11 protein-coding genes are annotated in these 13125 nt (G+C 70.6%); 4 read left to right on the top strand and 7 right to left on the bottom strand.

Annotation, left to right across the window (positions count from 1 at the left end):
• Nucleotides 1-7 precede the first annotated feature (7 nt).
• Together ACFYW3_RS23835 and ACFYW3_RS23840 are read left to right on the top strand one after the other, a co-directional pair.
• Nucleotides 8-988: a carbohydrate ABC transporter permease gene (locus tag ACFYW3_RS23835; RefSeq protein WP_389387319.1), complete on the top strand. Its 981-nt coding sequence runs from the start codon at nucleotides 8-10 to the stop codon at nucleotides 986-988.
• A gap of 85 nt (nucleotides 989-1073) precedes the next feature.
• Nucleotides 1074-2405: an ABC transporter substrate-binding protein gene (locus tag ACFYW3_RS23840; protein ID WP_389387246.1), complete on the top strand. Its 1332-nt coding sequence runs from the start codon at nucleotides 1074-1076 to the stop codon at nucleotides 2403-2405.
• 110 nt (nucleotides 2406-2515) lie between these two features.
• On the opposite strand, the gene ACFYW3_RS23845 is transcribed toward ACFYW3_RS23840, so the two are convergent.
• From ACFYW3_RS23845 to ACFYW3_RS23860, 4 genes are all read right to left on the bottom strand, one after another.
• The gene (locus tag ACFYW3_RS23845) at nucleotides 2516-2770 is read right to left on the bottom strand and encodes a hypothetical protein (RefSeq protein WP_389387247.1); all 255 of its coding nucleotides are present in this window, start codon (nucleotides 2768-2770) and stop codon (nucleotides 2516-2518) included.
• Nucleotides 2767-3645 carry an isocitrate lyase/PEP mutase family protein gene (locus ACFYW3_RS23850; RefSeq protein ID WP_351750919.1) on the bottom strand — a complete coding sequence of 293 codons (879 nt, stop codon included), beginning with the start codon at nucleotides 3643-3645 and terminating at the stop codon, nucleotides 2767-2769. Before ACFYW3_RS23850 ends, ACFYW3_RS23845 begins: the two co-directional genes overlap by 4 nt.
• An 856-nt stretch (nucleotides 3646-4501) precedes the next feature.
• Nucleotides 4502-4711 carry a three-helix bundle dimerization domain-containing protein gene (locus tag ACFYW3_RS23855; protein WP_351750917.1) on the bottom strand — a complete coding sequence of 70 codons (210 nt, stop codon included), beginning with the start codon at nucleotides 4709-4711 and terminating at the stop codon, nucleotides 4502-4504.
• A 431-nt stretch (nucleotides 4712-5142) separates the two neighbouring features.
• Nucleotides 5143-5943: a DeoR/GlpR family DNA-binding transcription regulator gene (locus ACFYW3_RS23860; RefSeq protein WP_351750916.1), complete on the bottom strand. Its 801-nt coding sequence runs from the start codon at nucleotides 5941-5943 to the stop codon at nucleotides 5143-5145.
• A gap of 485 nt (nucleotides 5944-6428) precedes the next feature.
• Here ACFYW3_RS23860 and ACFYW3_RS23865 point away from each other — a divergent pair, with 485 nt between their 5' ends.
• The gene (locus ACFYW3_RS23865) at nucleotides 6429-7883 is read left to right on the top strand and encodes an oxygenase MpaB family protein (RefSeq protein ID WP_389387248.1); all 1455 of its coding nucleotides are present in this window, start codon (nucleotides 6429-6431) and stop codon (nucleotides 7881-7883) included.
• Nucleotides 7884-7976: 93 nt separating this feature from the next.
• Here the strand turns inward: ACFYW3_RS23865 and ACFYW3_RS23870 are convergent, their stop codons facing one another.
• Nucleotides 7977-8759, bottom strand: coding sequence for an isoprenyl transferase (locus ACFYW3_RS23870; RefSeq protein ID WP_351750914.1), 783 nt, complete (start codon nucleotides 8757-8759; stop codon nucleotides 7977-7979).
• An 871-nt stretch (nucleotides 8760-9630) separates the two neighbouring features.
• On the opposite strand from ACFYW3_RS23870, the gene ACFYW3_RS23875 reads away from it, so the two are divergent.
• Complete coding sequence (locus tag ACFYW3_RS23875; protein WP_389387249.1) at nucleotides 9631-10335, top strand: IclR family transcriptional regulator; 705 nt, start codon at nucleotides 9631-9633, stop codon at nucleotides 10333-10335.
• A gap of 187 nt (nucleotides 10336-10522) precedes the next feature.
• Here the strand turns inward: ACFYW3_RS23875 and ACFYW3_RS23880 are convergent, their stop codons facing one another.
• Nucleotides 10523-11488: a class I SAM-dependent methyltransferase gene (locus ACFYW3_RS23880; protein ID WP_389387250.1), complete on the bottom strand. Its 966-nt coding sequence runs from the start codon at nucleotides 11486-11488 to the stop codon at nucleotides 10523-10525.
• Nucleotides 11489-11639: 151 nt separating this feature from the next.
• Nucleotides 11640-12905: an aspartate aminotransferase family protein gene (locus ACFYW3_RS23885; RefSeq protein WP_351750912.1), complete on the bottom strand. Its 1266-nt coding sequence runs from the start codon at nucleotides 12903-12905 to the stop codon at nucleotides 11640-11642.
• Nucleotides 12906-13125: the final 220 nt, after the last annotated feature.

Genomic DNA, 13125 nt, shown 5'->3' on the forward strand with positions numbered 1-13125 from the left:
ACACATGATCACGAATCCCGCCGAGGCCCCCTCGGACACGGTGGAACGCGCCGTCCGCCCCCGTGCGACATCGGACGCCGCCGCAGAACCCGGACGGACCCCTGTGGACCGGCCCCGTCGCCCCAAGCGCCCCCACACACCCCTCAACCCCAGACCGAGCATCCCGCTGACCCTGGTGACCGGGCTGGTCCTCGTCTACGCCCTCCTTCCCCTCGTGTGGCTGGTCATCAACGCGACCAAGGACCAACAGGACCTCTTCGACTCCTTCGGCCTGTGGCTCGGCAAGGACTTCCGACTCTGGGACAACATCTCCCGCACGCTGACCTACGACGACGGCGCCTTCGTCCGCTGGACGCTGAACACCCTGCTGTACGTGGCCACCGGCGCGGGCGGGGCGACACTGCTCGCCGTCCTCGGCGGATACGCCCTGGCCGTATACGAGTTCCCCGGCCGGCGCACCGTGTTCGCCGTGGTCATCGGAGCCGTGGCCGTCCCCGGCACGGCACTGGCCGTGCCCACGTTCCTGATGTTCAGCGGCATGGGACTGGCCGACACCCCCTGGGCCGTGATCATCCCGTCCCTCGTCTCACCGTTCGGGCTGTACCTGATGTGGGTGTTCGCCGCCGAGGCGGTACCTTCCGAACTGCTCGAAGCCGCCCGTATCGACGGGGCCGGCGAACTGCGCATCTTCTTCACGATCGCCCTGCCCCTGCTGCGGCCCGGCACCGTGACGGTGCTGCTCTTCTCCATGGTCGCGACCTGGAACAACTACTTCCTGCCGCTGATCATGATCAAGGATCCGGACTGGTATCCGCTCACCCTGGGTCTCAACGCGTGGAGCGCCCAGGCCCGGACCGCGGGCGGCGAGCCCGTCTTCGACCTCATCATCACCGGATCCCTGCTCACCGTCGTGCCGATCGTCGTGCTCTTCCTCCTGCTCCAGCGCCACTGGCAGTCGGGCCTGGCCGCGGGCAGCGTCAAGGAGTGACGCGCCCGGCATGGCCGTTCGTGCCGATCCTCATGGCCCTTCGTACCGACCTCCTCTTCCGCACACCGAATCAGGAGCACCACCGATGAGAACGAACAGCCGCCGCCGGATCGTCGCCGCCGTCGCCGCGACGTGCGCCCTGGCCCTCGCCACCACCGCCTGCGGGTCCTCGGACCCGGCGGACGAGAGCGCCGTCAAGGACGTGGCGTCCGCGCTCGAAGCCGGAGGCAAGGTGACGGTGTGGGCGTGGGAACCCACGCTGAAGAAGGTGGCTGCCGACTTCGAGAAGAAGTATCCGAAGGTGGACGTCGAACTCGTCAACGCGGGCACGGGAGACAAGCAGTACACCGCGCTGCAGAACGCCGTCGCCGCAGGCTCCGGAGCCCCCGACGTGGCCCAGGTCGAGTACTACGCCGTCGGCCAGTTCGCCATCGGCAAGGCCCTGGAGAACCTCGCCCCCTACGGCGCGTCCTCCCACGACCAGACCTTCACCACCGGGCCCTGGAGCGCGGTGCGTTACGACAAGGGGATCTACGCCCTCCCCATGGACTCGGGGCCCATGGCGCTGTTCTACAACAAGAAGGTCTTCGACCGGCACGGCGTCGCCGTCCCCGCCACCTGGGACGAGTACGTCGAGGCGGCGCGCGCCCTGCACAAGGCGGATCCGAAGCTGTACATCACGAACGACACCGGGGACGCCGGCGCCACGACCAGCCTGATCTGGCAGGCGGGTGGGCGCCCCTACAAGGTGGAGGGCACCGAGGTGGGCATCGACTTCGGCGACGCCGGCACCACGCGGTACGCGCGCACCTGGCAGAAGCTGCTCGACGAGAGACTGCTCGCACCGGTCACCTCCTGGAGCGACGAGTGGTACAAGGGTCTGTCCGACGGCAGCATCGCGACGCTGTCCACAGGCGCCTGGATGCCCGCCAACTTCGCCTCGGGTGCTCCCGCCGCCTCGGGGGACTGGCGCGTGGCGCCCCTTCCGCAGTGGACGCGGGGCGCCAAGGCGGCCGCGGAGAACGGCGGCAGCTCCCTCGCCGTTCCCAAGGCAGCCAAGAACAAGGCACTGGCCTACGCCTTCATCGAGTACGCGACCACGGGGGCCGGCGCCACGGCCCGGGTCTCCGAAGGCGCCTTCCCCGCCACCCGGGCAGACCTCGAATCCAAGGCCTTCCTGGCGACGGCCTTCCCCTACTTCGGAGGCCAGCAGGCCAACCAGGTGCTGGCGGACGCGGCCCGGAACGTCGGAACGGGTTGGTCGTACCTGCCCTACCAGGTGTACGCGAACTCCATCTTCAACGACAGCGTCGGCAAGGCGTACATCTCGTCGACGACCCTCGCTCAGGGGCTGGACGCGTGGCGGAAGGCGAGTGCCAAGTACGGTGCCGAGCAGGGGTTCAGCGTCGGGAAGTAGCCGGGATCGGCAGGGTGGGGGCCCTTCCGCCCGCTCGGGAAGGGCGCGCCCACGTGCTCGGCCGCTTGGGTCACCCCGGCAGGTTCGCCGCCGGCCGTGCCCGGGATCCGTCAGTCGCTGTCCGCCGCGGGGTGACTTCCGTTGAGGAGGGTGGCGAGCATGTCAACAGCGCTGCCGTCGTGGTCGCTTCCCGCGGTGCCGCTGCCGCTTTGGAGGTTGGCACTGCGGTCGACTTCCAGGACGGAGTCGGAGTGGGAGTTGTCGATGACCGTGACGAGGCTTCCCTCGGCCGCGGCGGGCGGGCCGGCGGCGCCGAGTACCGCGACGGCGAGGTAGGCGGCGGCCCGCATTCGGGCGCGGGTCATACGATCACGTCCGCGCTGTTCCGTGTGGACGGCAGGGTGTGGTGGCGGCCGATGTTCTTGGCCACGAGGCGGGTGGACTCGGCGACCCCGATCTCCTGGCCGTCCTGGTTGGCGGGCAGGCGTCCGTCGGCGAGACGGAGTTCGGCGAGGGCGGTGTCCATCGCCCGGTGGGCGGCGAACAGGCAGGGGGTGCTGTAGATCGCGACGTCGACGCCGAGGTCGGTGAGTTCGGTGAGGGAGAGGCGGGGCGACTTGCCGCCGGCGATCTGGTTGAACAGCAGCGGCTTGCCGCCGACCACCTCGCGGATCCGTTCGATCCATTCGATGCTGCGCACCCCGTCCACCAGGACGACGTCGGCGTCGGTGGCGGCCAGCACCTCCGCGCGGTGGAGGATGTCGGCCTCCTCGGTGGCGTCGGTGCGGGCGACGACGACCAGGTTCTTGCGGGTGGCGAGGACCATGGCGAGTTTTTCGAGGTACTCGTCGAGCGGCAGGACCTGCTTGCCGTCGGCATGCCCGCACCGGCGGGGCCGCTTCTGGTCCTCGAGGATGACGCCGGAGGCGCCGGCCCGCTCCAGGCCCTCGACGACGTGACAGGCCACCTCGGGGTCCACGTACCCGTCGTCGATGTCGACCAGCAGGTGGTGGTGGGGGAAGGCGCCGCGGAGCCGTTGGACGAAGGCCATCATGTCGGGCCAGGCGATGAACCCGATGTCGGGCAGGCCGTAGTAGGAGGCCGCGAATCCGAACCCGGAGACGAACATCCCGTCGTAGTGCCCGGCGGCGACGGACGCCGAGTACATGTCGTACACGCCGATCAGCGGCGTCGTGCCCGGCTTCGCGATCTCTTCCCGCAGGATGTTCCCGTAACTCATGGTCAGACTCCTTCAAGGAGGGCTATGGGCATCGAGGGGTGCAAGCGGCCGCGACATGGCGACGCTTTACCCAATGCAGATCATTTCCTGACCAATTCCTGGGGAACGGTTACTGCGCCGAGCACCTCACGCCAACGGCGTAGTGCGTTCATCACAGAAAGGTCCCTGCAGCAGGTCGGCTTGACAGTCGGCAGACGGCGGCCCGTGTGCTGTTTCGGCTCCTGCGGGTTCCGCGGTCAGGCGGGGGCGGGGCCCCCGGCGCTGCCCGGCCTCCGTGTCACGAGTCCGAAGTGCCTGCCTGCTCCCGAGCCGGTGGCCGGCTCGTCGGCCGCGATCGCCCCCCTTGCCCCCGTCCATCCGGGCGAGGGTGTTGAGTTCTGTTCGAACCGGGATGCCTCGCCGGACTCCGACAGGGCGGCCGGATGCCTGATTCGGTCGCGGGAACAGGCCGGTGACGCGTCATCATTCAGCCGGTGCTTCCGGTGCTTCCGGTGCTTCCGGTGCTTCCGGTGCTTCCGGTGCTTCCGGTGCTTCCGGTGCTTCCGGCGCTACCGATGCTTCCGGGACATGGCGGGGCCGCCTCAGACCCCGGCGAGCCGGAGGTCACGACGTACGCGTCGCCGAAACCGGGCGCGAGGGCGGCGCCGCACCGGGACACCCCGGCGTACGCAGTCCCCGTACCGCCCGCGCACCTGTCGTGGTCGGAACCCGACCCGCGCGCGCCGCCGACTTGGTTCTCCTCGTGCTCCCGAGGCCCTACTCGGGAGTGCTGCCGCGCCGACGAGATGTCCCCGCGGGCCGCGTCGGCCGCGTCATCGGCGCACGGCGGCGCCGTCCGCCCCGGCCAGTGCGTCGATCAAGGACTGTCGTGGGAACCCTTGTCGAGAAGGTCTCCGGCCCTGCGTTCGAGGAGGACCGGCAGGTAGGTGCGCACCCGTGCGTACCGGAGCTCGTCGTAAGCCGTCTCCACGGCGCGGTGGACAGCTCCGGCGTCGAGGCAGGGATGAGCCCGCAACAGGCGCTCGGCGACGTGGTGAACGATGAGGGCGTCCTCGGTTTCCATCATTCGGCCCTTCTATCCCGGATTCCGGTTTCTCATGGCCGCCTGATCACACACGGCCTGGACCGTCCCATACATGGCCAGTTGGCAGTCGTCCTGGACACGGGAGGGGGCGGCGGAGGTGGAGCGGGCTGGTCGGCTACCCGCACCTGCGGATGACATGCGTCGGCAGCGGGTCGAGCCGGACGTCGGCGGGTCGCGCAGCGGCGTGGATCGCAAGGCCCACGGCTGCGAGGCCTACCGGTGCGCGGTCTCCAAGTATGAGCAGGCGCATTTCGTGAGCGCGCCCCGGAAGCCGCACGGGGAGGGCTTGGCCGCTGGTACGAAGGCTTGCACAGGCGCGGCGGCAGGGTCAGACGCGCCCCGCGCCTCGGGTGCGACGGGTCCCCGGGGGCCACATCCGGCTTGGCGGCGGAGGTGCGTGAACAGGCCGGGCGTCAGACGGTGATCACCTCAATACCCGCCTCGGTGAGACGCGCGGCCATCTCGGGAGCGATGCCTGAGTCGGTGACCATCACGTCGATCCGGTCCAGGCCGCAGATCCTGGCGAAGGCGCGCTTGCCCATTTTCGAGGAGTCCGTCGCGAGGATCACCTTCCGGGCGCGCTCCGTGAAGAGCCTGCTGATGCCGGCCTCGTCCTCGTGGTGTGTCATGACACCGAGCTGCGGGTCCACGCCGTCGACGCCGAGCACGACGACGTCGAGCACCACCTGGTTCAAGACCCCCTCCGTCAACGGGCCCACCAACTCGTAGGTCTGGGGGCGCGCGACGCCGCCGGTCAGTACGATCTTGAACTGCGGACGCACGGCCAGTTCACCCGCGATGTTCAGTGCGTTGGTGACGACCGTGTAGCTCGGCCCCGAGGAGCTGTCCCCCCGCTCGGCCGTCGATCCGCCGGCCCGGAGCACCAAAGCCCGGGCCACCTCCGTGGTGGTGGTGCCGCCGTTGAAGCCGACGACGTCACCCTCGCTCAGCAGGTCTGCCACGGCGGTTGCGATGCGCTGCTTCTCGGTGACCCGTCGTGAGGACTTGTAGCGCAGCGGAAGCTCGTAGGAGACGCCGTGTGCGATCGCCCCTCCACGGGTGCGGACGAGCAGCTTCTGCTCGGCCAGCTCGTCGAGGTCACGCCGGATGGTCGCCGGTGACACCGCCACCGAGGCGGCCGCCTCCTCCACGTCCAGCTTGCCGTCGACGGCGAGCAGTTCCATCAGCTTGCTCCACCGCTCCTGCTTCGACATGCGTCGCATCCCCTCCGTGCCTTGGAACCACGAGTCGCGCGCACCGAGGGCAAGGGCCGCCGGAGCGGTCTGTCGGTCCCCAGCGGGTATGCGCGAAGTTGATCGTAACGCCGCGGCCCCGCGCACCATGTGGCGTGAGAGATTCGCGCAGGCGGGGGAGGGTCGGGGGGACGCGTCGTCGGGTAGGGGCGTGGGCCGGGCCTCGACGTCGGACTCGAACCGGGTTCGCTCGCCTGACGATCGCGTGACAACTCGCCTGACGAGTCGCCGGACGTGCGGGCGGGCCCTCACCTGATCATGGGCTCCGACATCCGTCGTGTCGTGTTCGCCCAGCGGAGCCCGCAGGCGATTCCCGGACGGGTGAACTCGGGAATCCGGCCGCTCCCGGATCCCGGTGGGGCCGTTGAGCTGGACGGATAGCCGGATGATCCCTCTTCCGGTCGTCCCCTGCCCATTCCTGTGCACGTGCTTGAGGAGAAGTCCCCTTGACTACCGCTGAGCTTCCCGGTCCTGATTCGCTGCTGCGCCGCACGCTGGGGGAGTGGCGGATCGGGTTGGTGGCGTGGCGGCTGCTGGTTCTGCAGACCGCGGATCCGGCGGTCGCCGCCGGCATGACCAACTTCTCCACCTACCGCGCGCATCCGTGGCGGCGTATCGAACACACGATGGACAGCGGGAAGCGGCTGTTCTTCTCCGACCGTGAAGGGCTGCGCCGTGAGGTCGCCCGCCTGGAGCGCACGCACCGCCGGCTGGCCGGGACCGACGAGCAGGGCAGGCCGTTCACGGCGGCGGACCCTGCGGTGCGGGTGTGGGTGCTGGTCACCTTGTACGAGTGCATGACGGCGATGCGGGAACTGTCGGGACGTCCGCTGACGCCGCCTGAACTGGAGCGGATGTACGGAGAGTTCCGAGCCGTGTGTTCCGAGTTCGCCCTGCCCGACGACTTGTTCCCGGCCACGGCCGCCGATGTGCCCGCGTACATGGACCGCACGATCCGTGAGCGCCTCGAATACGGCGAACCCGTGCACTACCTGCTGTTCGACATGCTCCGTGAAGCCCCCGCACCCCGCCGCCTCGGGCGGCTGAAGCCGGCCTGGCCGGTTGTTCGCACCGTGGCCGCCCACGTGATCGGTGCGCTGACCGTCGCGGACCTGCCGGAAGCCTTCCGCGAGCGCTTCGGCCTGCCCCGCACCCGCCGAGCGGCCCTGCTGTCCTTCACCCTGCACCGCGGTATGCGCGTCCTGATGAACGCGCTGCCCGAGCACCGCCGCTACCGCTCCCCGCTGGCCGGAATCCCCTCGACTCCGCAGCCCCCCGCCGCCACGACCGCTCCCGCCGATCGTCCTTCCGCGCCGGAGGCCCGCCCCGGCCGGCTCCCCGCACCACGCCGCCGCAAGGGTGCCGATTCACGCCCGGCGCGCCTGCGGACCTTCTTCCGGCAGGTCCTGGACCAGACCGGCGACGGCCGCATCACCTCGGTCGATCTACAGGCCATGGCGCACAACGTGTGCTGGCCGCTCGAACTCGCCCCTGAACGCGAAGCCCCCGTCTACGCCGCCTTCGAGACCTGGTGGCAGCAACTGCGGTCCGGCATGGACGCCGATGAGGACGGACAGGTGACCTGCGAGGAGTTCGTCACCGCCATGCTCACCGGGATCGACGCCGAGCCGTCCTACCTTGAGCAGGGCCTGCACGTCGCGGTGCGGGCGGTCTTCCACGCGGTGGACGTCGACGGCAGCGGACACCTGTGCGCCGACGAGTACCGCACGATCTTCGGCGGCTCCCGGGTCCACCCCGCCGAACTCAACCACGGCTTCCGCCTGCTCGACCACGACGGCGACGGCCGCATCACCGAAGAGGAGTTCGTCCAGGCCTTCACCGACTACTTCACCGCCCGCACCGACAACACGGCCGGCAGCCAACTCCTCGGACGCCCATAGCGGGGGCCTGCCGGGGCGACCGCTGCGCCCGTGCCCACCGTGACCAGGCCCTGCGTGATGGTCCCGTTGCCGTACGCCGTAGTTGCCGTAGGGCTACTTGCCGAACCTGCGCTCGCGCCCACCGTAGGACCGAAGCGCGCGCAGGAAGTCCACCCGGCGGAAGGCCGGCCAGTAGCAGTCGACCCAGTGCATCTCGGCGTAGGCGGACTGCCAGAGCAGGAAGCCGGACAGCCGCTGCTCGCCCGAGGTGCGGATGATGAAGTCGGTGTGGGCGGCGGTGGGCGAGTACAGATGACGGGAGATGTCCTCGAGGTCGAACCGCTCGGCCAGTTCGGCCGGGTCACCACCAGCGGCGATGTGCTGCTCGAAGGCGCTCCGCACAGCGTCGACGATCTCCCGGCGGCCGCCGTAGCCTACGGCGACGTCCACCTTGAGGCCGCCGTTGCCGACTGTCGCGGCGGTGGTCTCTTTCAGAACCCGGGCACTGTCGCCGGGCAGCAGGTCGAGGGAGCCGATCACCTGCACCTCCCACGGCCGGCCCTCGGAGGCGATGTCCCGGACGGTCTCCTCGATGATTTCGATCAGCGGGCCGAGCTGTTCGGCAGGTCGCCTGAGATTGTCGTCGGAGAGCATGAAGAGGGTGACACGCCCGACACCGGTGGCCGCGCACCAGCCCAGGAACTCGGCGACCTTCGCACCACCCGCCCGGTAACCCTCCCGCACATCCGAGTGCCCGGCCTCTCGGGCCCAACGTCGGTTTCCGTCCAGCATGATCCCGATGTGCTGCGGGCGCGGAAGGTCCACCAGGGTGCTCACCAGTCGACGCTCGTATACCGCTTCCATCGGCCGGCGCAGAAAAAGTGGGAGCAGCTTCATGAACCCTCTCCATCGGGTCGTACACGTCGGGCGTTCATCCCGGACGTGGACACGGCGACATGTCGCCCGGGCAAGTGTAGTTGATGTCATGTAGAGCGTGCCGGCGTGCGGCATGGGGCGGCATCCTCCGATCCGGGGGGCGTCGGCGCACGGTGCCGGAGCGGTGAATCGTCGGGTGATGTCGCCACCACCTTGGCCGAGCGGCAACTGAGTACCGGTCATCGCCCAACCACAGCACGGCAGGAAGCGCCCCGGACGCGACTCGCGCCGACGCGGACTCGTGGCGCCGCCCCGTGGTGGCCCGTGCCGAAGGAGCGCCGGCGCCGCCGGCCCGCCGGTCGCCGTGCCTCGCCCGGGGCTCTCGCGTCACCGACGGCGCCAAGCCGCCATGTGCGCGGTGATGTGCGACGGGATGACTGGTTCTCGTCATTTGTCCGCTGTGGGCAGCTCGCTGAGTCCGTTCCTGCCGCACGAACCCCACGTGCCTTTCCCTGCGTCAACAGGGGGCGTCGCACCTCCAAACCCCTCCCCATAAACGCGTGCAGAATGACCGGATCGTTGCGGCAAAGTCATGGTGACTATTCCCGCGCTGCTACAGTTTTCCTCCCGTACATCTTTCGGCTCCCGACTCGGGAGCCGAAAGATGTACGGGAGGTGGCGAAAGGGGGCCGTGTTGTCGGGGGCGGGCCGGCTTTCGTGTGTCGTGTGGCACTTTCACCGCCGGGAAGGGCTCCCCCATCCGATGTCTCTGCACGTGCAATAGGTGGGACCGGGGAGTTCGCGCGCCCGCCGGTGCATGCGCCGGGGCGTCCCGTACCCCCTCCACCAGGCCCTCACGGAGGTGTCCTTGTCCGTTCAGCACACTCGTTCGATGCTCGCGCGCGGCCTGAGCGTACTGCGTTGCTTTCGGCCGGGCGAACCAGAACTTCAGCTGTCTGAAATAGCGCGCAGAGCCGATATGCCCAAGGCGACCGCTCACCGGATCATCTCGGAACTCGTTGAGGAGGGAATGCTGGAGCGAGGTGAGAGGGGATTACGGCTGGGTGTCGCTCTTTTCACGCTGGGCGCGCGCGTTCCCCGGCAGCTCACGCTGCGCAGCCTGGCATTTCCGTATGCGGAACAGCTTCATCATGTCACTCGTGGGAGCGCGTTCATTTTCATTTCCGACGCGTCCGGCCCGGACGCGGCGTTGGTGGACGCGGTACGCCGCGCCCATGGCGCGGGCGCCGAGCTCGGAGTCGAGGAGGAGGCCCGTGCGTCGATGCAGGCCGCGACCCGGATCTTTCAAGCGTTCGCTGCCGGGCCGTCCCTGCCCTTCTCGGCAGCGTGGGAGGAAGGGGAAGGGGAAGCCGGACGGGTGCGGCACCAGGGGTTCGTGGCCGTGCGCGGAGCGAGCGGAGCCGTCGGCATCGCGGCTCCCGTGCTCACGGCGTCCAGCACGGCGGTGGGCGCCCTGGCCGTCACCGGTCCACAGGGGCGGCTCCAGGTCGTCGGGGCGGTCTCGCACCTGAGGGCGGCGTGCGCCGCTGTCTCCCGCGCGCTCCAACGGACCCCCGACATGGCGCCGGCCCACTGACGACATGGCGCCGGCCCGCTGAAGGCCAGATGGCGGCCCGCTCAAGGCCCGCTGCGGCGAGCCCTGTCGTACCCGTGCGGGCCCCCTCGTCGCGCGGGTACGGGAGGCCGCGCCGGACCGCCGCCCCCGGGGGCCGGCCATGTCGTCGCGGAGGTCCTGCCCGGGAATCGGGAGAGGGAGCCCCACGTCAAGCCCGTCGGGCCGTGATCAGCGCCGGGGACAGCCGCGCCGCCAGGAACTCGGTCCGAGCCGCGTCCAGGGTGTCGCGGATGAGGTCGGCCGACGCGGCCCCGTAGATGCCGGCCACACTGCCCCGAAAGACGCGCACGACCTTCAGACGGTCGGTGAGCCACGCCACCGCCCACCGCGTCACGTCGTCGTGGACGACATCCGTGAAGCCCGCGCGCTCCAGGTCCCGCAACCGGTCGGCGAGCGGGGTCGTGAAGAACACCCCGCGCGGGTGAGTGACACGGAACGCCTCCGAGGGCTCTTCGCCACCGGGCGTCAGGCTCACCTCCTCGGTCAGGACGAGCAGGCCGCCGGGACGCAGCAGCCGTCCGGCCTCGCGCAGCACCTCGCCGGGCGCGGGGAAGTGCGGCATCGATCCCGTGACCCACACCACGTCCAGCGAGGCCCCGGGGAGGGGGACGGCGGTCGCGGACGCGCAGATGTCGCTCACCTCGGCGCGTCCCTGCGCGCGGTTGATGCTCCGGCTGACCGCGCAGTGCTCGGGGACGAGGTCCACGCCGTGTGCGCGTCGTACGCGGAGCCCGCCGGCGGTGATCCTGTCCACCGTGTACCGGAGCGCCCCGCCGAAACCGCTGCCCAACTCGCACACGTCCAGTGGGCCCGCGCCGTGGGCGATCACCGCTTCGGCGACCAGGTCGCAGCCCTGCGGCCCGAAGTGGCCCATCTGGTCGAGGCCCAGCAGACCGCCGTCGCCGGGACTGGCAGGGCCCTCCTCGCTGGTGAACTCGACGATGGAGCGTTCGGTGCGCTCCCAGTCGTGCAGTGCGGGGAACAGCTCCCGGTGGTAGTGGTACTGGACCCCCCGCTGTCCGGCCGGCGAGCCGGCTGCGCCCGTCGCCCCCGGTGCCGGCCCGGGCCCCGGTCCGGTGTCGTGTCCCGCGGCGTGCGGGCCGGTGTGCGGCATGGTGACGCTCCTCGGCGGGTCCGTACGGTGGTCGCCGCGCGGAGCGGGGCGACGGGGGATCGATCCTGGCCGCGGCCCGGCCGGCCGCCACAAGGATCCTGAGGTGCCACGGGGCCCGGGCCGGTGCCTGCCGATCCTGTCGGGACAGCCCTCAGCGCGGCTCCGGGGGCCGGAACTCGGCGGGCACGGTGGTGCAGACGGAGTCCAGGATCGCGAGGGCCTCCTCGGCCTCGTCGTCCGAGGCGACCAGCGGCGGGAGCAGCCGGAGCACCTCAGGACGACCCAGGCACGGCGAGACCACCAGCCCCTTGCGGCCGAGCTCCATCAGTACGTCCCCGGCCGCCGCGGGAGTGGCGAACTCCACGCCCCACATGAGCCCCCGGCCCCGCACCCGCGTCACCAGTCCGGGGTGCCGGTCGGCGATCCGCGCCAAGCCGTCGGCGAGCAGACGCTCCAGTACGGCTCCGCGCGGGGCGAGTTCCTCCACGGCCGTGAGGGCCGCGAGGCCGGCGGCCGCACCGAGCGGATGGCCGGAGAAGGTCGTGGTGTGGGCGAACGGGTCGGCCGTCAGCGGGGCGTACAGCTCCGGCGTGGCCAGCACGGCGGACAGCGGCTGCACCCCGCCGCCGAGCGCCTTGCCGAGGAGTACCGCGTCGGGACGCATTCCGGCGTCGGTGCTGACCAGTCGCGGTCCGCACCGGCGCAGCCCCGTCTGGATCTCATCCGCGATGACGAAGGCGCCGTGCGCGTGCGCCGCGTCGGCGAGTGCCCGCAGGAAGCCGGGCTCCAACGGCCGCACCCCTCCCTCGCCCTGTACCGGCTCGACGAGGACGGCCGCCACCCCGCCCTCCGCGAAGGCCGCGGGTATCGCCGCCGCGTCGGCCGCGATGTGGGTCACGCCGCCCAGCAGGGGTTCCAGATCGCGCCGGTAGCGCCTGTTCCAGGTCGCGGCCAGCGCTCCGAGGGACTTGCCGTGGTAGGCGCCCTCGATCGCGAGCACCCGGGTGCGGCCCGTGGCGAGACGGGCCAGCTTCAGGGCCGCCTCGACCGCGTCGCAGCCGTTGAGCCCCAGCCACACCTTGGTCAACTGTCCCGGATCACCCCAAGCCGCCAGCCGTCGGGCCAGTTCGGCGGTCGTACGGTTGGCCAGGACTCGGGTCGACACCGGCATCGCGTCCAACTCGCGGCGCACGGCGGCCAGGACGGCCGGGTGGCGCTGCCCCAGCAGGGTCACGGCGTAGCTCCCGAAGTCCAGGGCGCCCCGGCCGTCGGAGAGCAGCAGGCGGGCACCCTCGCCGCGCATCTCGATCGCTCCGGAACCGTTCATCCCGTACATCAGGGCCAGTTGCGGGGACTGGTGGCTGCGCGTCGCGTCGAGCGCGCCCCGGGCGGCCCCGTGTCCGTCGCTCGCGGTCATCGGTTCCGTCCTCTCCTCGCCCGGCCTCGACCGGTCCGACGCGGGCGTGATGGGAATCCGTCCAGGGACGGTTCTATCGCTCCGCCGCGCCGCTGAGAAGTCGCGTTCCGGCTGCCGGAACGTTCGTTGCCGGGACCGCGGACCCCTGAAAGGCTGGGGGCGGCCGAGGGAGTTCCGATTCCACACCCGATGTGACCGGGAAATCCGGGAACACCCTCCG

Origin of the sequence: Streptomyces sp. NPDC002602 (genome assembly GCF_042889445.1) — a bacterium.
Taxonomy (GTDB): domain Bacteria; phylum Actinomycetota; class Actinomycetes; order Streptomycetales; family Streptomycetaceae; genus Streptomyces.

Excerpts from the sequence above, each read along its gene's own strand:
- ACFYW3_RS23840 (WP_389387246.1), top strand. The coding sequence starts at position 1,074 with ATGAGAACGAACAGCCGCCGCCGGATCGTCGCCGCCGTCGCCGCGACG.
- ACFYW3_RS23850 (WP_351750919.1), bottom strand. The coding sequence starts at position 3,645 with ATGAGTTACGGGAACATCCTGCGGGAAGAGATCGCGAAGCCGGGCACG.
- ACFYW3_RS23855 (WP_351750917.1), bottom strand. The coding sequence starts at position 4,711 with ATGATGGAAACCGAGGACGCCCTCATCGTTCACCACGTCGCCGAGCGC.
- ACFYW3_RS23880 (WP_389387250.1), bottom strand. The coding sequence starts at position 11,488 with ATGCCGCACACCGGCCCGCACGCCGCGGGACACGACACCGGACCGGGG.
- ACFYW3_RS23845 (WP_389387247.1), bottom strand. The coding sequence starts at position 2,770 with ATGACCCGCGCCCGAATGCGGGCCGCCGCCTACCTCGCCGTCGCGGTA.
- ACFYW3_RS23870 (WP_351750914.1), bottom strand. The coding sequence starts at position 8,759 with ATGAAGCTGCTCCCACTTTTTCTGCGCCGGCCGATGGAAGCGGTATAC.
- ACFYW3_RS23875 (WP_389387249.1), top strand. The coding sequence starts at position 9,631 with ATGCTCGCGCGCGGCCTGAGCGTACTGCGTTGCTTTCGGCCGGGCGAA.
- ACFYW3_RS23860 (WP_351750916.1), bottom strand. The coding sequence starts at position 5,943 with ATGTCGAAGCAGGAGCGGTGGAGCAAGCTGATGGAACTGCTCGCCGTC.
- ACFYW3_RS23885 (WP_351750912.1), bottom strand. The coding sequence starts at position 12,905 with ATGACCGCGAGCGACGGACACGGGGCCGCCCGGGGCGCGCTCGACGCG.